An 18,628-nucleotide genomic window follows, 5' to 3' on the forward strand; every position below is an offset into this window, starting at 1 on the left:
TACTTTTCGGTTTTCATCGCTAAACTACAGGATATCTGTGTTAGATCATGGAAATGGTGATTATGGCATCCATTCTGCATTGTGATTAGCTCGCTCTATTAAATCAGTTGTTTCTGATTAAACAACAATAACAACTACCAGGTTGGAGAAGATGTAATGAATAAATTCTGTATGGCAGTTTCTGCCTTGGCTGTTTCTGTATCTGCAACATTCGCAAGTGCTTCTGATGGCTGTGACAGTGGCGAAATCGTCGCTAAGCTGAGTCACGTGACCGGAGGTACGACCCATCCGAAAGTGGTTGCCGCGAACAAATTTGCAGAACGGATCAACAAAGAACTCGATGGCAAAATGTGTGTCGAGGTTTATCCAAACTCCACATTGTTTGGTGATAGTAAGGAACTGGAAGCACTGTTATTGGGAGATGTGCAGATATTGGCGCCATCTTTGGCCAAGTTTGGCTCTTACACACCCAAATATGGGGTGTTTGATCTGCCGTTTATTTTCAAGGATATGGATCAGGCGATTCGTTTCACCAAAACCAAAGACGGACAACAACTGCTCCATGAAATGGAAGACGTTGGGTTCGTGGGATTGGGTTACTGGATGTCCGGTATGAAGTATTTTTCCGCTAACAAGCCGTTGCTCGTACCCAACGATGCGAATGGTTTGAAATTCCGGGTTCAGACTTCCGATGTGGCCAAGGCAATGATCGCCGCAATGGGTGCGTCACCGCAACCAATGGCGTTTTCTGAAGTATACGGAGCATTGCAGACCGGTGTTGTTGATGGACAGGAAAATACCTGGTCTAACATTTACACCAAAAAATTCTTCGAAGTTCAGGACAGCATTACCGAAACCAACCATCAGTTATTGGCCTATTTATTCATGACCTCTACCGAGTTCCTGGATAGTCTCGATAAAGACACCCGCGCCAAGTTCCTGCAGATTGCCGATGAAGTGACTCAGCAGGCCAACCTGGATGTGAAATCCGCAGAAGCCACCAACCGTGAAAACATTCTGAAAGCAGGTGGCAAAATCAACGTCCTGACCGATGCTCAGAGACAGCAGTGGGTTGATGCCATGAAGCCTGTCTGGAAGAAATTTGAAAAAGACATCGGCAAAAATCTGATTAACGCAGCTGCCGGCGCCTGATCATTTAAACAATTCAGTAATGTCAATGTGACCTGTCCGATGGCGTCTGCCATCGGACGTTAATTCTATACCCAGGGTCAGGGTGTTCTCCTGCTGTTAGAGGTAAAAGTGATGATGGCGTATTGGCCACATATCTATTTATTGATTTTCATTCTGTTGTTGTGGGGACTGGAAAAACTGTTTCCCAACTTTATGGCCAGGCTGGAGGAGAATCTGCTGGTCCTGGTGATTTCTTCGATTATGTGTGTTTCCTTTGGTCAGGTAATCGCCCGTTACGGATTTAATTCCGGTTGGTCGGCAGCCCTGGAATTTAACACCATTGCCTTTTCCTGGTTGATTCTGCTGGGGATGAGCTATGGCATTAAGACCGGTATCCATTTGGGTGTTGATATTGTCCTGAACCGGGTACCCAGACCAGCTGCCAAGGCTTTGTCTATGTTGGGCGCGCTGGCTGCCATGATGTATGGCCTGATTCTGCTGGATTCCACCTGGGTTGCGGCCATGGGGGTCGATGTAAAAGGTGGAGCCATTGAGTACTGGGCTAAAATGTACAAGATCAATATCGGTGCCGAAGAATTGCGTTATCCGGAATTTTTCCAGCAGATGTTTGATGTCAAACCGCGGGTACAACGCTGGTTGTTGCTGGTGATTTTACCGATTGGACTGTCTCTGTTGGTTTATCGTTCCTGGCAGGCCTTTCTGGCTATTCTGTTTAACAAACGCAGCATGCTGATCAGTGCTCATGAAGCACAGGATCTGGTGGAAGAAAACAAAGGCGTACTGAAGGACTGATATTATGGAAGCACTGATTCTTTTTGCTCTGGTATTGACGCTATTGTTTATCGGCCTGCCTGTCGGTATTGCATTGGGCCTGTCATCCATTTTGTTCATTACATTCGTATCGCACGAGTCGTTATCTTCTGTTGCGATTTCACTGTTCGGTGCCGGTCAGCATTACACGCTGTTGGCGATTCCGTTTTTTATCCTGGCTTCTTCGTTCATGTCCACCGGTGGAGTGGCAAAACGACTGATTAATTTTGCGATTGCCAGCGTCGGCCATTTTCGTGGCGGTCTGGCGATGGCTTCTGTGCTGGCCTGTATGATGTTTGCGGCTTTGTCCGGTTCCTCCCCGGCAACAGTGGTTGCCATCGGTACCATTGCCATTGCCGGTATGCGTCAGGTTGGTTATTCGAAGGAATTTGCTTCGGGGATTATCGCCAACGCCGGTACCCTCGGAATCCTGATTCCACCGTCTATCGTGATGGTGGTGTATGCCGCATCCACTGAAGTTTCCGTTGGGCGAATGTTCCTGGCGGGGGTGATTCCCGGACTGATGGCCGGTCTGATGCTGATGATTGCCATTTATATCGTTGCCCGGAAAAAAAATCTTCCAGCCGAACCCTGGCGCGGATTTCAGGAGTTGGTTCGTGGCGGCAAAGAAGCTGGCTGGGGCCTGTTCCTGGTAGTTATTATCATGGGCGGAATTTATGGTGGGGTGTTTACTCCGACGGAAGCCGCAGTGGTTGCGGCGGTATATTCCATGTTGATTGCCTTGTTTGTTTACCGCGACATGGGGCCTCTGAAGGAGACCTCCTGGACACTGGAAAGCGATAGTCAGGCAGCCCGTGTAGGCTTTAATGGTACCGTCTACGGAGTGTCGTTTTTCCTGGTGTGGATGATCATGTCCTTTTTCGCCACGGCCGATTCCGAAACCATCAGTTCCGGTGATCGGGCGCTGTGGGGCGGTATTATTGCCATTGCGATTGCTATTTTTTATGTCTACAAACGCAGTCAGGGAATCAACGACTCCATCGGTCATTGCCTGGTCTCGGGTTTGCCTGTCTGGAAACGCAATCTGGTGTTGATCGTACGCAAATTCTTTCCGGCGCTGTTTGGCAAAGAAACCCGGCAGGTCATGCTGGAAGGCACCAAAACCACGGTTATGCTGATGTTTATTATTGCCAATGCCTTGTTGTTCGCGCACACATTGGCAGCTGAGCGTATTCCGCAAATGGTGACCGAATGGATGCTGGGAGTGGGCTTCAACTGGTTCACCTTCCTGATTGCGGTAAACATTCTGCTGTTGATTGGCGGACAGTTCATGGAACCATCTGGGTTGTTGGTGATCGTGGCGCCCGTGGTATTCCCCATCGCCATGCAGCTGGGTGTTGATCCTATTCATCTGGGAATCATCATGGTGGTGAATATGGAGATTGGCATGATCACGCCTCCGATTGGGCTCAACCTGTTTGTGACCTCGGGCATTACCGGTATGAGTCTGGCAAAAGTCGTGCGTGCGGCGATGCCGTTCGTGATGGTGCTGATGTTGTTCCTGGTGTTGGTCACTTACATCCCATGGCTGTCAACGTTGTTGCCATATTCGATCATGGGACCGGAAATCGTTACCCACTGATCCATACCATGTCTCTGTTACCCGGCCATCAATATGGCCGGGTCCTGTCCTGAATATCATCATTTCAAATACGGTCGTTGACTCCGCGCCCGTTTCTTCATCTTGCCGGATCTTTTATGATCGTGTTGGTGTCAGTTAATAGAGTGAACTGTCAATATGCAGAGTGAGCATGGCAAAGTTAAGATACTCGGAATGGATCGGGTTCAGCGGCCATCGAATGACTGGTCGGCTACCGTTCATCTATTGTTAACGCATATTCGTCGGCAGGGTTTTCACAAATGCCCCGAACCTCTGATTCTTAATGATGAATTCGAAATCCTTACTCTGGTTCCTGGTGACACCTGTAATTATCCATTGACCGGTGCGGTTGCCACGGTAACTGCGCTGACTTCGGCCGCCCGGCTGCTGCGTGAATTACACGATTGTTCAAAGGACTTTCTCGCAACGCATAAAACGCATCGGTTGCGCTGGATGCTGCCGGAGCAGTACCCCGCAGAAGTGATCTGTCACGGCGATTTTGCACCTTATAATGTGACGCTGTCGGGTGATGAAGTGGTTGGAGTGTTTGATTTTGACGCGGCCCATCCCGGACCGGTGCTCTGGGATATCGCCTATGCGGTATATTGCTGGGCTCCATTTAAAACAGATCCGGTGGATGCGCTTGGCTCGTTGGATCAACAGATTGAACGGGCAGGGTTGTTTTGTCGTACCTACGGACTGTCGCCGTTGGCCTATCCGCAGTTGGTCATGACGATCATAAAGCGCCTTGAGGCGTTGGTGGCGTTTATGGTTTCGCAAGCAGAACAGGGAGACCCGCAGTTTCAGGATAATCTTGATTGCGGGCATCATCTTGGTTATCTCAATGATATTGATTATCTGCGTAACCATGAATCTCAGATCGTGACCATGCTGATGAATATGTCAGCAATGTCGGGAGCCTGATCAGATCAGTGTCAGCTCCAGATCGACAGCCATAGAGCTTGCTTCGTAGCGCGCGGTCCCTTGCAATCCTGCCAGTTTGCCAGTGGCGATGATCAACTCACACAAACCACTGGCAACGTTGGCGCGGTGGATGCCGTGATGTCGAAGAACAAGCCCTCCATGCTTGCCGTTAATCTCCGCGTCGATGTATTCAAGACCGGTAAAATGTGAATCGCCATCAATGCTGTAGATCAGGTCCATATAAAGCCGGCTATCGCCAATGATGCCTTTGTTGTAGTGGTATCGGGCTTCAACCCTTGCCAGGCTGCAGCCATCCTCAGTTTGAAATATCTTGTTTTCCTGCCAGTCGATGACATCGAAGTGGCAGTGCAGGATTTCGCTCATGTTGTCCCTCCTCTGTTTTGATCAATACAGATAGAGTAGGCTGGCGGGATATTTACGGATTGTAAAAACACGACAAATGCAACAGTCTCCTCCCAGCGGTCTATTGAGTCGACCGGATCGGCCATTCACGCTTCAACGGTTGTTACCGGCCGATGATCTGGCAGAATTTGTCGATTATTTTTGGGTGGTTGAATGGCAATTGCCGATGGGCGAATCGTTTGTTTCAGAAAACTTCCCGCACCCCTGTGTACACATGGTGTATGAGCCGGGTCATAGCGCGTTGTTTGGTCCGATCAAAGGACATTTCAAAAAAACACTGATGGGTCAGGGCCGGGCGATAGGCTGTCGTTTCAAACCAGGATTATTTTATCCCTGGATTAAACGCCCGTTGGCTGAAATGGTTGACAGTCAGTTGGATGTTGCCGCGGTGTTGTCGGTCAGCAGCCAGGAACTTGAAGCGAGGCTGGATGCCCAGCTGGATATCGGACAGGCGGTTAGCGAGTTTACTGAACTGTTAATTGCTGCATGTGCTTTGCTGCATCCTGAAAAACAGCAAGGTGTGCTGGCGCATACCATTGTGGCGACGATGGAGCAGAATACCGAACTGCTAAAAGTGGAACAGGTTTGTTCGCGTTTTCAGATATCGAGACGACAACTGGAACGGCTGTTTTATAAACACGTCGGACTGTCACCAAAATGGGTGTTAAGGATATACCGGCTGCAGCAACTGGCCAATGAAATGATCAATCATCCGATTCCCGACTGGACCGAGCTGGCTCATCGGCTGGGGTACTTTGATCAGGCCCATTGTATTCGGGATTTTAAACAAATTACCGGCAAAACACCGTCGAGCTATTGCCGGTAATCGCCTGGGACACCGATCAGAGGGTTCCTGAATCAAAGTACTGGTACTTAGCTTTCAAGTTGTGCGGCCTGTCTGCCAAGGGGCAGACCGAACAACTGCAAACTTCCCCAGAGCAACAGTGCATAAAGCATGTACAGTCCGAGCGACCATGCAAACAGCAGACAGACCAGTCCACCGGCCAGCGCTGGCAAGCGGTACTTGGGTAATAACCGCCAGGCAGAGATCATGGACATCAGGTAAATCACAACGATGACGCCATTGGTCCATCTGATGAGTACATCATAATGAAGTTGTAGCATGCCGGACATAATCAATACCATGGCAATGATCAATGTCTGGCTTATCAGGGCATTACCTGGAATCTGATGGCGATTGAGACGTGACAGCGATTTGGGCAGCACCCCTTGCTGGCTCAGGCTCCACATTAATCGCGATATACTGGCCATGTACACGTTCACCGTTGCCAGGCCACTGAGCGTACCGATGATGCCTATGATCCAGCGGCCGCCAGCGCCGAAAACCTCATCCATCACGACGCTCATGCTCAGGCCATCCGCGATCGGTACGCTCAACAGCAGCCAGGTACAGCCAAGGTATATCAGCCCGACCAGCAACAAACCGGTTATCATGGCAAACTGAAAGTCACGATCAGGGTTTTTGAAATCGTTGACCAGATGGGTCATGGTTTCGATACCAATGAAGCTCCACATGGCCAGTCCAAACGCGGCGACCATGGCATCGGCGTGATCTGTTGATTCAACCAGGACCGGCATGGAAGTGGCCGGATGATGCAAAATCAATAGCACCACCACAATGACCAGCATTGATACCGTCAGTGCGGTTTGCCAGATTCCGGAAGCGCGAATACCCCGCCAGTTCAGCAACAGAATGGTGACCACCAGTAGTAGTTCAACCAGCAACTGGTTAGTCGCTGTGACCGGTATCATCAGTTTGACGAATTCCATGGTCAGTTCTATGGCTGCCGGGGCACCGATTGGAACGAGCAACAGAAACAACAGACCAATGATCCGTCCCTGATGAGGCGAAAATGCCTGTTCGACGAATTGAGCCGGTCCGCCGGCATGGGGATAATGCTGGCCCAGAATCGCGAACACCCAGGTAATGGGCAGCATGGCAATGACCAGCAGCCCCCAGGACCACAATGCCAGAGAACCGGCCTGCTGCAGGGTCAGCTGTGGCAGCACAAAGACACCGGTTCCAAGCATGGTGGTGACCAGCAGGCCAATGCCCTGCCAGCGGCCGATACCCGTACTGGATTGCTGCATTTACATTCACTCCGAAATGATTAAGCTTGCCATTCATCATAATCAAGCCGGGCGTGACAAAATGTCGGTGTTGACCGTCATAATGCCGGCTTTTGCCGTGGAAGTGTTGTCTTGGATAAATTTGACCAGCTGATCCTGCAGGAATTGATTGAGAATGCCCGTCAACCGGTGGCCAGGATCGCCGAACGGGTAAATTTATCGCGTTCATCGGTAGCTGAACGAATCAAAAAAATGGAAGACACCGGTATTATCAGCGGTTATCAGGTGGTATTAAAACCACCAAAGGATCAGCAGGTATCCGCCTTTTTTGAGATCTATCATTCCGCCATCAAATGCACAGATATCATTCCACTCATCAAAGTATTTCCGGAGGTGGTACAGTGCCATGGTATCAGTGGCGAAACGGACCTTCTGGTATTGTGCCGGGCGTCGAGTATGGAGCGAATTACGGAGATCCGTAACGCCATCGAGCAACGTCCCCAAATCACCAAAGTCAAAACTCATGTGGTGATGACCGAATGGTATAAACCGGGTGATTGGTAAAACCTGAGCACCTTTGAGCGACCCGGGTAATACACAAAGGAGTATGGCTGTTGTTGGTATCTATGTTATAGAGATTGCTGTCAGAATGTTTCAAACAGGCTCTTTATGGCACCGACTTTGCTGTGTGATATTAACCCGGCAAGTATTTATATCGGGTTAAATAGGAACACAGAGCATGGGAGAACAGACACATGGCAATCAGCGGCATTCAGTCTGGTTACAGCGCACAAAATGTTTCAACGGTGAAAACTATTGCCGACCGCTCCGGCAATGTTGTTCCGGTCAGGCAGCAGCAGGATACCGTTTCTATCAGCACGACGGGTAAAGCGACCGAAATCATGTCCCGATATGATCTCACTCAGATATCTGCCAACGATGCGGTGAGTCTGAGTGATGAGTTATATCAGAGTGGCGTCATCAGTTTTCAGCAACATTCATTTTTATCTTTTCAGCCGGAACTGGGAAAGGCAGATAATGTTCCAGCAGGCTGGACCAATGGAAATGCAGATGCCCCCGGAAACCTGATAGCCGACTGGGAAAATGAGTTAAGTCTGAAACAAAGTTTTGGGGCTGATGAAACTTCCCTTCAGTCCACACAGCAAATGGTGGATCTGCTGCATTATCTGGATTCTCTCGGTTAACCTGAAAACCATGTCGTGTATGAGATAGAAAGCTAACGAACCCGATGGCTGATCGGGTTCGTTTATTGGCCGTCAGCCTGCGGCATTATTTAATATAGATATTGTCTGACATGGTATTCCAGGGCGAATTTATGGATGTGCTCTGATAGGTAAACTGACCACCGCTGTAACCACTTGCGTCCCACCACCGATACCACCCGACGATCACGTTCGAGCTGTTAACAATGTACTGACTTTGAACCTGACTGAGGATGCTGCCATTCATTTTGGCAATATTGTTTTGGCCATATCCGTATTCAATTGTCACGATATACATCTCTGCACCGCCATGATTCTGGACACTGGATATCTGACTCTGGGAAAAATATTCCCAGCTTGGATAATCGGTGGAAATCACTGCATAAGCCTGCAGATAGGTCAGTGGAGGAGCCGGGGCCAATGTTGACATCGTGCTGGCGTCTGGCTGCTCATAACTCAGCTCGCCGTTATTCAACGATTGCCAGAAAGGCACTATACCCTCCGCAAACTGCAGGGTTCTGGCATCTTCGATCAAAGGAGTGTCAAGCAAATGAGCGTTGTCGGCTGCGAAGCTGTGACTTGATATAAAAACGGATAGAGCAATGACATAACATATCAGTTTATTCATATTGGTATCCTAAGTTGATTTTGTTAATTACAGCTGAAAACTTTTTTAAGTGAGAATGAAATACTGCGATTGAATGAGTGGAAATTCAATTTTATGGGTCGTTATTTTGAGTGTTTCATTCTAAAGGAGGACTGGTGCAAATATGTCCGCTGTCATTTTATTGGTTGTGCCAAAGGGCGTTTTGGTAGCTATTGGTAAAATTGGCGAATTGTAAGCATGTTAATTGTGTTTGGCGCAATAAGTTTGGCGGATTTGAACATTCGATCATAATATCCCGTCGCATTAAAAAATACCTGTGGGTTACTCAGGAATGTGAAGATGGCAAGCGATTAGGCTGGCAATATGGTTTTGATAGCAACCAGATCTGAATGGTTGTCCATATCGGCCAAAAGGCGCTGGTCTGCCACAAACTGTATGTTACCTATCCCGAATCCCTCCCGATCTGACCTATTGAAATTGCCTGTAATGAAAAAAAGCGCCTGACCATGACAGAAATCAATATTAGATTGTCAAAATATTCTAAATTAGAAAAAACTAATTTAAAAAGGAGCTGATATATGGCTCGTTCCCCTTTTCAGTGGATCTGGCTGCCGGTATTCATTGTGGTGATTCTGGCGGTACCGATATTGATTTTCTTGCCGGATAGCGGGCGTCAGATCGCCGATGCCAGTGAGTTTCTGCCGCAGCGCAAGGAACATGTGGACCATTCCGCGCTGATAACCGGCCCGTTTACGACTGCCCAGCAGGTGACTGCCCGTTGCCTGGAATGTCATGAGGACGCCAGAGATCAGGTGATGCACTCCTCGCACTGGACCTGGGAGAGTGAGCCGGTCGTCGTGGAAGGACGGGATGAGCCTGTGGTTGGCGGCAAAAAGAACCTGTTGAATAATTTCTGTATCGGTATCACCGGTAACTGGAAAGGCTGTTCGAGTTGTCACGCCGGTTATGGCTGGGAAGATCAGAACTTTGATTTCAATAATGGCGATAACATTGACTGTCTGGCCTGTCATGAGCAGACCGGTACCTATGTCAAAGGCCCGGCCGGCATTCCGGTTGCGGCGGTGGATCTGGTCTCCGTAGCCCAGAGTGTCGGTTATTCCAGCCGTGCCAACTGTGGCAGCTGTCACTTTAAAGGCGGCGGTGGTGATGCTGTGAAACACGGTGATCTCGATTCCAGCCTGTATTTTCCAGCACCGGATGTGGATGTGCACATGGGCAAGTACGATATGGTTTGTGCTGACTGTCATCAGACTCAGGATCATCAGATCAGTGGTCGCTCTATCAGTGTCAGTCTGGATAACAAAAACCAGATAGCCTGCACCGATTGTCATGATAACCAGTTGCATCAGGATGATCGTATCAACCAGCACACCGATACAGTTGCCTGCCAAACCTGTCATATCCCGGAAGTGGCTACCCGAGTGGCCACCAAAACCCATTGGGACTGGAGCAAGGCGGGGGATCCCGATCGTGAAGAAAACATCCACGAATACCTGAAGATCAAAGGCGAGTTTGAATACACGGCAAATCTGCGTCCAACCTATTTGTGGTACAGCGGTACGGCTGAACGCTACCTGCTTGGCGATAAAATCAACGAGACAGCGCCCACGGACATGAACCTGCCCAAAGGCAGTATTGATGATCCGGTGGCGAAGATCTTCCCATTCAAGGTACATGATGCGGTTCAGGTATTCGATACTGACTATCGCTACCTGCTGCAACCGAAAACCGTCGGTGAAACCGGCTACTGGAGCACGTTCGACTGGGACAGCGCCCTGCGGCAGGGATCAGAACTCGCTGGTCTGCCCTACAGCGGTCATTATGGTTTTACCGAGACGCTGATGTACTGGCCGCAGACACACATGGTGCAACCGGCTGCCAATGCTCTGCAATGTCGTGACTGTCATAATGAAAATGCCGGCGACCAGGCCGGTCGCATGGACTGGCAGGCACTGGGTTATCCGGGTGACCCTATTCGCTGGGGTGGACGCGGTCATGGGCCGCAGGAGGTACAACCATGAGAAGCATCGTAGTGATCATGGGGATGTTGCTGGGAACCTTGTCGCTGGCCAACACCTTTCACCCGGATATTCCACTACTTAACGGTGAGGGCAAACCATGGCAGGCCGGTGAAGCGGTATCTCAGGCGCAGAGTTGTGGTCAATGCCATGACCAGTCTTTTATCCATCACACCATGGATCAACCTCACATCCTGAAAATGACCGAACAGCAGCGCTTTGCCTGGCGTCTGGGTATACAACCGGAACTGCCAGAGCGGACGGAGAGTCAATGTCTGCTGTGTCATGCGCCTGAACAGAAACAGCTGACAGTTCTGGCTGATCCCCAGGGTGTTGTCAACGCGGCGGATCTATCCCTTGGCAGTCCCACCAGCGAAGCCTGTGGCCGTTGTCACAGTGCGGTTCAAACCGATGTTTCCAGACCTTTCGTGTTACCGGAACTGAACTTGGATAACCATGCTGCGTTCACCGGGGAAATGTATGTCGCCCAGCGCATCAGCCGGTCAGCCATCAACATCGCGGATAAACAGGTTCTGAACTTCAGTTTTGATATTCATGCCGAGCGGGTCTTAAGTTGCGCCGATTGTCACGCCGCAGCTAATAATCCCACGGCCCCCCAGGGACTGTCGGCCGATAGCAAGACTGTCAAATATGATCCCCGGGGGCTGTCTGCCCACGACTTTCTGAGGCAGCCCGATCATGGTTTTACCGCAGCTCTGCCATGTAGTGAATGTCATGATGCCGGTCAGAGCCATCAGTGGTTGCCTTATCAGGATCAGCACTTCAGCCGACTCAGTTGCGAAAGCTGCCACAGCAGCTGGATCGCCGGCCCGGCGCTGGCGGCGGTCAATCTCGACACTGACCCTGCCGAACTCCAGTGGCGTGGTATCACGGAAGAGCTGGTAACCGGCTATCAGGCCTGGCTGCTGCCCGATGAACAGGGACGGCTGGCACCTTTCAATCTGATCGCGGTCACCGAAAACGGCGCTACGCGGACCATTGCCAAAGCCATTCATCACAACGTCAATACACAAACGGCAGTACGTGCCTGTCAGGATTGTCATTCTGACCAGTCCAAACTGCTGCAACCAATAACCCAGGCACCGGTTAATCTGACGTTGCCGGCAGGATTTGTGGTGGCAGATGGCCTGCCGGATCTGACCGCTGCGGGGATTTATCTGCTGGGCAGTAATGCGGTGCCGATGGCCGACTGGCTTGGACTGGCGCTTCTGGTAGCGACGGTTGCAGGTGTTTTCGCTCATGGTATGGGACGCTATCTGGCCTGGCGGCGTCTTGGCGCGCATCGCGAACCACGCCGGCGGGTGTACATGTACAGCCGATATGAACGACTTTGGCATTGGTTGCAGGCGGCGGCGATTTTGCTACTGCTGATCACCGGCGCGGTGATCCATAAACCTTATTTGTTTGCCTGGATCAGTTTTCCCTACATGGTCCAGATTCATAACGTGCTGGGTTTCATTCTGCTGGTGAATGCGGTGCTGGCGCTGTTCTATCACCTGGCCAGCGGCGAGATCCGGCAATTTATACCCATGCCGGCAGACTTGTTTGTTCGCATGTTTGAGCAGATTCGTTTTTATACCAGCGGCATTTTCAAAGGTGCACCGCACCCCTTCGAAAAAACGCCCGAGCAAAAGCTGAACCCGTTACAGAAAATTGCCTATTTCGGTCTTCTGAATGCATTACTGCCAGCGCAGATGCTGACCGGCCTGCTGATCTGGGGAGCACAACGATGGCCGGAACTGGCCATGACATTTGGTGGACTGGTCTGGCTCGGACCGGTGCACACCTTCCTGGCCTGGGCATTTGTCGCCTTTCTGGTCATGCATATTTATCTCACCACCACTTCCGGTCCAAAACTGACATCCGGCATTAAAGCCATGGTTGAAGGTTGGGAAGAGGTGGAAGTGACAGAGGAGCACACATCATGAAACGTTCTATCTATCCCATTGCACCGAGCAGTGGCAAGCCATACTGGAATCCATATGTCGCCGGTATTTTGCTGGGAGTGGTGCTGTTTCTGGCCTTTTTGATCAGTGGCAATGGTCTTGGCGCATCCGGCGGTCTGAACCGGCTGGTGGTCTGGGTGCAGGATGCTTTGTTTCCGGAACATGTGGATAACACCCCCTTCCTGTTGCATATGGCCGGTGGTGATCTGAATCCGCTAACCAATTGGGTGGTGTTTATGGTTATCGGCGCTGTTATTGGTGGATTTGTATCCGGCTGGTTGCGAGGACGGGTTCGGCTGGAAACCAACAAAGGTCCGCAGATTACTCCAAAAACCCGCTGGGCGCTGGCCTTTGTGGGAGGCGCATTGATGGGTTATGGCGCCCGACTGGCACGCGGCTGTACCTCGGGACAGGCGTTGAGCGGTGGCGCGGTTTTGTCCGTTGGCAGTTGGGCTTTCATGTTCGCCGTCTTTGCCGGTGCGTACCTGCTTGCCTGGACGTTCCGCAAAGCCTGGAATCCCGGAGGTAAACAATCATGACCGTTTTTCCTCTTAATCTGGTGGCTGAATATGGTGCCGGAGTTGCGTATCTGATTTACATACTGCTGGGTTTTGGTTTTGGATTTGTGCTGGAGAGTGCAGGTTTTGGCAACTCTCGTAAGTTGGCGGCACAATTCTATTTTAAGGAACTTACAGTATTTAAGGTGATGTTCACGGCCATTATCGTTGCCATGGTGCTTATTTTTTTGGCAACAGCTCTGGGATGGCTGGACTATCGTCTTATCTGGGTGAATCCAACCTATTTGTGGCCGGGAATTCTCGGCGGTTTGATCATGGGGGCCGGTTTTATCATCGGTGGTTTTTGTCCGGGTACCTCACTGGTGGCGTTGGCAACATTAAAGCTGGACGGGCTGTTTTTTGTGCTGGGGGTGCTGTTTGGAATCTTCGTCTTTGGTGAGACGGTTGATTTCTATAATGTCTTCTTTAATTCCAGTTATATGGGGCGTTTTACTTTACCGGAATTATTCCATCTGGGTTATGGCAGTGTTGTCTTGATCATAGTGGTCGTGGCGTTGTTGTTGCTGTGGGGGTCCGAATGGGTGGAAAGTCGGGTATCCGGAATAACCATGCCCAGACTCAATTGGCGCGCGATAGTGGCGGGTGTATTGGTTCTGCTGGCGGGTATAACGGCGGCCATTGGACAGCCGGATTTTCAGCGTCGCTGGAACAGTATGGCCGCAGCAGAACAGCCGCGTATCGATCAGCGTCAGATTTATGCCTCACCCCTGGAAGTATTGCACCTTCAAAATGATCGGCAGATCGTGGTGAGGTTGCTCGATATTCGCTCGCAGTCTGATTTCAATTATTTCCATATCCGTGATGCCCAGAGAGCGAACCCCAATGAACTGGAAAAACTGGCGCAAGCACTCATCGCCGAACCAGCCAATACGGTATTTATTCTGGTGGGTAACGATGAACAACTGGCGACGGAGGTATGGAAACAGCTTCGTGGTGCAAGCGTGCCGAGTCTGTATGTGCTCGAAGGTGGAATTAACCTGTGGATAGAACAGTTTGCCGATGATGATTTTCTACGCGAAGCCAGAGTGGATAGAATTCGAAGTGATCAGTTGGGGTTTCGTTTTGTCCAAGCCCTGGGAGATCAATATCCCATGGCCAGTCCTAACCCTGAAATCTATGAGCAGACGTTCGATGCCAAGGTAAAACTGGAATTGAAGAGAGCACCGACGGGGGGTGGATGCGGTTGATAAAAAAAAGGGGGATTTTCCCCCTAACTCGCTCTTTGGTCGCTTAATCTGAAATACGTTGCCTGAGGTTTTCAGGCAACAGGGTATGAAAGAATTTTTCCGGTCATGGCCTGTCCACGGGAACAGCATTGTGGATGGCCATTGAAACAAGTGCCGGTTATATGAAGGACGCTTCGGTTACGAATTTGCCTTCATCGTAATAACGACCGATACTCAATGTTTTGGAAAACACAGTACTGCCAGTGTCAGAAATTTTCACGGTTCCTGACAGTGCCTGTGGGCCGTAGTCCAGACGTTTTACCGTGTTACCCAGTCCCGGATATACTCTGTATGCCCAGCTGTTAACGGTGTACTCACCAGCAGGAATGTCTTTGATTGTAACGGAATCAGCACCCGCTGTAGGCGTTAGAGTATAGGTATCAGTTATGCCGTTTTGATCAGTCATGGTGAGTACGTAGTAGAAGTCCTGTGCGCGCCCTTGAGCGTGGTCCCAGGAAACCGGAACATCCAGGTTGCCTGCTGTTGCAAAACCGCTTAAACCAAGTACAGCTGCGCCGGTTACGATTACTGATTTCAATGTTTTCATCTTTAAATTCCTCTTGTTTCGTCAATGTGCTCATTAGACGATCCTGAACTGGTTTAATGTAGATGAAATAGTGTAAACGCAGGTAAAGGTTATCGTCATTACTGACGCATTTATGACAAAGCTCGCTACATAATTTTTGTACAACATATTCAAACAAAATTAACTAACTGTGTTAGCACTCTGCGAGCGATTCATTTTTCGTAGATCTGTATCGAAAGTAGAGTGTGTGTGGGACAATTCTGGTTTTTTCAATGTCTATGCAATGAGTGAATTGTGAATTTACACTTGAATCGCTATTTGACGTTTTGCTGACAATAATATTCAGGATTTCTACGTGTGATTTGGAATTAAAGCGTGAAGAGATTGAAATAAAAATAGTCTGTCGGGATTTCATCACCGGACCTTTTTCAAAGAGCCGGTGATTATGTCATCAAAAAATTAAATGCCCATGCCGGATAATGTGTCCAGAAGTTTTTTAACGACCAGCGTTGCTTTCGGGTGATCGGTCTCCAGTTCTGTGACCAGCATTTCCAGAATATCGACGATTCCGGGTTCATCAGGATCCGGCTCTTCCTGATTGTGAATATGATATTCCACCTTATCCATCAGATGCTTTTGCTGTTCACTGATTTCATCATTGCCAACGGTTTCTCTGAGCTTTTCGTACAGGCTGATCAGTTGATTCTCGCTCATGGCTTGCTCCTGATTATCGTTTTGTTGTTGTGCTGTCCACAGGATAGCATCAAACACTGCACTATAAGTGTCGCCTGTCATGATAAATTCTGCCAGTTACGCGTGTCGGGACTGAATGACTTTTCTGCAATTTTTCGAAGTTTTTCAATATATTGTGCAGAATGGAGTAACGCTGCTACAGATGTGCGGGATTTGTCGTTCATACTGTCTTTCGGCGCTTACACGCCCGGATCAGGAAAACCCACGTTATTCCGAGTGCCGTGCTTGGCTATAATTCAGTCAATGAGTACAATGCGCGACCCCGAATTTCCCGCGACAGCCGAGTGGTCCTGTAATGACTGAACAACCCAAAGCCATATATTCCTATCGTAAATACTGGGCAGAGTGCTTCGGTGTTGCGCCATTTCTGCCGATGACCCGGGCGGAGATGGATCAATTGGGTTGGGACAGCTGCGATATCATCGTGGTGACGGGTGATGCGTATGTGGATCATCCCAGTTTTGGGATGGCGGTGATTGGCCGGGTACTTGAAGCGCAGGGGTTTCGGGTGGGGATTCTGGCACAGCCGGACTGGACCGATAAAGCCTCATTTCAGGCGCTGGGAAAACCCAATCTGTTTTTCGGCGTAACGGCCGGAAATATGGACAGCATGATCAACCGCTATACTGCCGACAAACGCTATCGTCATGATGATGCCTATACTGCGGGCAACGTGGCTGGTAAACGTCCGGATCGCGCGGTGACGGTATATACCCAAAAGTGCAAAGAAGCCTACAGTGATGTTCCGGTGGTGATCGGTGGCATTGAGGCAAGTCTTCGACGGCTGGCGCACTACGATTACTGGAGTGACAGTTTGCGTCGTTCGGTGCTGTTGGACAGTACGGCGGATATTCTGTTGTTCGGTAATGCTGAACGCGCATTGATTGAAATCGCTCACCGGGCAGCGGCAGGAGAATCTGTTCGCGACATGACTGATATTCGGGGTACTGCTTTCCTGCGCAAACAAATGCCGCAGGATTGGGAGGAAATTGATTCCACCCGTCTGGATGTTCCGGGGCGATTGATCAAAAAACCAAATCCCTATGCCATGGCCGATGAGTCTGACAAGGCTGAGGTGGCCGAGAGTATTCAACATAATCAGGGAGCCGAAGCCATTACCCTGATTCCCGACCTGAAAGCCCGTAAGAGTGATCCCCGGCGCAGTTATATTCGCCTGCCAGCCTATGAACAGGTTAAAAAAGACATGGCGTTGTATGCGCACCAGGATCGGATATTTCACAAGGAGACCAATCCGGGCAATGCCCGTGCGCTGGTGCAGCGTCATGGTCGCAATGATATCTGGGTCAACCCGCCGCCGATTCCATTGACCACAGAAGAACTGGATTGGGTGTTTGAGATGTCTTATCAGCGGGTGCCGCATCCCTGCTATGGTGATGCCAATATCCCTGCGTACGAAATGATTCGTTTCTCGGTCAACATCATGCGAGGCTGTTTTGGTGGTTGTACCTTCTGTTCGATCACCGAACATGAAGGGCGAGTGATTCAGAGTCGTTCCGAGCAATCCATTCTGACCGAAATTGAAAATATACGTGATAAAACCCCTGGTTTTACCGGCATGATCTCTGACCTTGGCGGACCGACAGCCAACATGTACCGGCTAAACTGCAAGAGCAAGGAAGTTGAAGAAAACTGCCGGCGTCTGAGTTGTGTGTATCCGACCATCTGCAGCAACCTGAATACTGACCACAGCTATACCACCCAACTGTATCGGAAGGCACGGGCGATTTCCGGCGTCAAGAAAATCGCGATTGCCTCCGGTCTGCGTTATGACCTGGCCGTGGAGGATCCAGATTACGTGCGTGAACTGGTGACGCATCATGTCGGTGGATACCTGAAGATTGCACCGGAACATTCAGAAACCGGGCCTTTGAGTAAAATGATGAAGCCCGGAATGGGCACGTATGATCGTTTCAAGGCGATGTTTGAACGGTTCTCCAGAGAAGCTGGTAAAGAGCAGTATCTGATTCCCTATTTTATTTCCGCACATCCGGGATCGACAGATGAAGACATGATGAATCTGGCCCTGTGGCTCAAACAAAACAAGTTTCGGGTGGATCAGGTACAGAACTTTTATCCATCACCGATGGCCACCGCCAGTACCATGTACATTACGGAAATGAATCCCCTTAAGCCGGTAAAATCCGCTGGCAACGAGTTTGTATTCAGTGCCAAAACCAAGGAACAGCGGCGTTTACACAAAGCTTTTCTACGTTATCACGATCCGGAAAACTGGCCGGTTTTACGTCAGGCACTCAAACGTATGGGTAAGGCCCACCTGATCGGTCGGGGCAAAATGCATCTGGTTCCACCAGAATCCGGTCGGGAAAAAGATCGCCTGCGTCAGCAGACAAAAAGAACCGGTTATCAGCATGCCCGCACCCAGCATACGGGGTTGCCGCATAACCCAAAATCCCGCCAAGGTCGACATTGATGATGTCGAAGGTTGCCAAATGGTTATCAACCTGAAATTATTAGCTTGGCAATTAAATGGACTGTAATGAGCCATGGAGCTGTCACGTGTCAAATTTTGGGAATTTTTGGCTGATTGGTTTGTTCCGGTCTTCTTCTTAAAACTCTGAAGTGAATTGACGTTATGACAGAGGCTATTTTGACTGGTCGCCGTTGATGATTCGTTTAAACAGGCATTGTTTCTGCTAGCCTGATGGT

The 18,628-nt window shown here is 49.9% G+C and carries 17 protein-coding genes; 12 read left to right on the top strand and 5 right to left on the bottom strand.

Annotated features, from left to right (window positions below; translation table 11 throughout):
- Positions 1–156 precede the first annotated feature (156 nt).
- The 4 genes from YC6258_RS04020 (at position 157) to YC6258_RS04035 (ending at position 4,507) form a co-directional block, all read left to right on the top strand.
- Positions 157–1,152: a TRAP transporter substrate-binding protein gene (locus YC6258_RS04020; RefSeq protein ID WP_044615907.1), complete on the top strand. Its 996-nt coding sequence runs from the start codon at positions 157–159 to the stop codon at positions 1,150–1,152.
- A 114-nt stretch (positions 1,153–1,266) separates the two neighbouring features.
- Positions 1,267–1,944, top strand: a complete 678-nt coding sequence (locus tag YC6258_RS04025; protein WP_044619708.1) for a TRAP transporter small permease — start codon at positions 1,267–1,269, stop codon at positions 1,942–1,944.
- 4 nt (positions 1,945–1,948) lie between these two features.
- Positions 1,949–3,565: a TRAP transporter large permease gene (locus tag YC6258_RS04030; protein ID WP_044615908.1), complete on the top strand. Its 1,617-nt coding sequence runs from the start codon at positions 1,949–1,951 to the stop codon at positions 3,563–3,565.
- A gap of 156 nt (positions 3,566–3,721) precedes the next feature.
- On the top strand, positions 3,722–4,507 hold the full coding sequence (locus YC6258_RS04035; RefSeq protein WP_044615909.1) for a phosphotransferase: 786 nt from the start codon (positions 3,722–3,724) through the stop codon (positions 4,505–4,507).
- Here YC6258_RS04035 and YC6258_RS04040 read toward each other — a convergent pair whose 3' ends face one another.
- Positions 4,508–4,891, bottom strand: a complete 384-nt coding sequence (locus YC6258_RS04040; protein ID WP_044615910.1) for a DUF3224 domain-containing protein — start codon at positions 4,889–4,891, stop codon at positions 4,508–4,510.
- 76 nt (positions 4,892–4,967) lie between these two features.
- Here YC6258_RS04040 and YC6258_RS04045 point away from each other — a divergent pair, with 76 nt between their 5' ends.
- Positions 4,968–5,756: a helix-turn-helix transcriptional regulator gene (locus YC6258_RS04045; protein WP_044615911.1), complete on the top strand. Its 789-nt coding sequence runs from the start codon at positions 4,968–4,970 to the stop codon at positions 5,754–5,756.
- A 47-nt stretch (positions 5,757–5,803) separates the two neighbouring features.
- Here YC6258_RS04045 and yjeH read toward each other — a convergent pair whose 3' ends face one another.
- On the bottom strand, positions 5,804–7,042 hold the full coding sequence (gene yjeH, locus YC6258_RS04050; protein ID WP_044615912.1) for an L-methionine/branched-chain amino acid transporter: 1,239 nt from the start codon (positions 7,040–7,042) through the stop codon (positions 5,804–5,806).
- A gap of 111 nt (positions 7,043–7,153) precedes the next feature.
- Here yjeH and YC6258_RS04055 point away from each other — a divergent pair, with 111 nt between their 5' ends.
- Both YC6258_RS04055 and YC6258_RS04060 read left to right on the top strand, forming a co-directional pair.
- Positions 7,154–7,585 carry an Lrp/AsnC family transcriptional regulator gene (locus tag YC6258_RS04055; RefSeq protein WP_044615913.1) on the top strand — a complete coding sequence of 144 codons (432 nt, stop codon included), beginning with the start codon at positions 7,154–7,156 and terminating at the stop codon, positions 7,583–7,585.
- Between the two features lie 191 nt (positions 7,586–7,776).
- Positions 7,777–8,226, top strand: coding sequence for a hypothetical protein (locus tag YC6258_RS04060; RefSeq protein ID WP_044615914.1), 450 nt, complete (start codon positions 7,777–7,779; stop codon positions 8,224–8,226).
- An 85-nt stretch (positions 8,227–8,311) separates the two neighbouring features.
- Here YC6258_RS04060 and YC6258_RS04065 read toward each other — a convergent pair whose 3' ends face one another.
- Positions 8,312–8,872: a DUF4879 domain-containing protein gene (locus YC6258_RS04065; protein ID WP_052830040.1), complete on the bottom strand. Its 561-nt coding sequence runs from the start codon at positions 8,870–8,872 to the stop codon at positions 8,312–8,314.
- A gap of 557 nt (positions 8,873–9,429) precedes the next feature.
- On the opposite strand from YC6258_RS04065, the gene YC6258_RS04070 reads away from it, so the two are divergent.
- From YC6258_RS04070 to YC6258_RS04085, 4 genes are read left to right on the top strand one after another with little or no spacing between them, the layout of a single operon-like run.
- Entirely contained in the window at positions 9,430–10,893 is a 1,464-nt protein-coding gene (locus YC6258_RS04070) for a tetrathionate reductase family octaheme c-type cytochrome (RefSeq protein ID WP_052830041.1), read from the top strand.
- Complete coding sequence (locus YC6258_RS26990; RefSeq protein ID WP_052830042.1) at positions 10,890–12,839, top strand: cytochrome b/b6 domain-containing protein; 1,950 nt, start codon at positions 10,890–10,892, stop codon at positions 12,837–12,839. The genes YC6258_RS04070 and YC6258_RS26990 overlap by 4 nt, the downstream gene beginning before the upstream one ends.
- Positions 12,836–13,396 (top strand): YeeE/YedE thiosulfate transporter family protein, encoded by a 561-nt coding sequence (locus tag YC6258_RS04080; protein WP_044615915.1) that lies wholly within the window; start codon positions 12,836–12,838, stop codon positions 13,394–13,396. The genes YC6258_RS26990 and YC6258_RS04080 overlap by 4 nt, the downstream gene beginning before the upstream one ends.
- Positions 13,393–14,622 (top strand): YeeE/YedE thiosulfate transporter family protein, encoded by a 1,230-nt coding sequence (locus YC6258_RS04085; protein WP_044615916.1) that lies wholly within the window; start codon positions 13,393–13,395, stop codon positions 14,620–14,622. Before YC6258_RS04080 ends, YC6258_RS04085 begins: the two co-directional genes overlap by 4 nt.
- Positions 14,623–14,779: 157 nt before the next feature.
- On the opposite strand, the gene YC6258_RS04090 is transcribed toward YC6258_RS04085, so the two are convergent.
- Positions 14,780–15,208 carry a hypothetical protein gene (locus YC6258_RS04090; protein WP_044615917.1) on the bottom strand — a complete coding sequence of 143 codons (429 nt, stop codon included), beginning with the start codon at positions 15,206–15,208 and terminating at the stop codon, positions 14,780–14,782.
- 438 nt (positions 15,209–15,646) lie between these two features.
- Entirely contained in the window at positions 15,647–15,901 is a 255-nt protein-coding gene (locus YC6258_RS04095; protein ID WP_169748927.1) for a DUF4404 family protein, read from the bottom strand.
- 334 nt (positions 15,902–16,235) lie between these two features.
- On the opposite strand from YC6258_RS04095, the gene YC6258_RS04100 reads away from it, so the two are divergent.
- Positions 16,236–18,392 (top strand): YgiQ family radical SAM protein, encoded by a 2,157-nt coding sequence (locus YC6258_RS04100; protein WP_082070551.1) that lies wholly within the window; start codon positions 16,236–16,238, stop codon positions 18,390–18,392.
- The last annotated feature ends 236 nt before the right edge of the window (positions 18,393–18,628 follow it).

This window comes from Gynuella sunshinyii YC6258 (assembly GCF_000940805.1).
GTDB lineage: Bacteria > Pseudomonadota > Gammaproteobacteria > Pseudomonadales > Natronospirillaceae > Gynuella > Gynuella sunshinyii.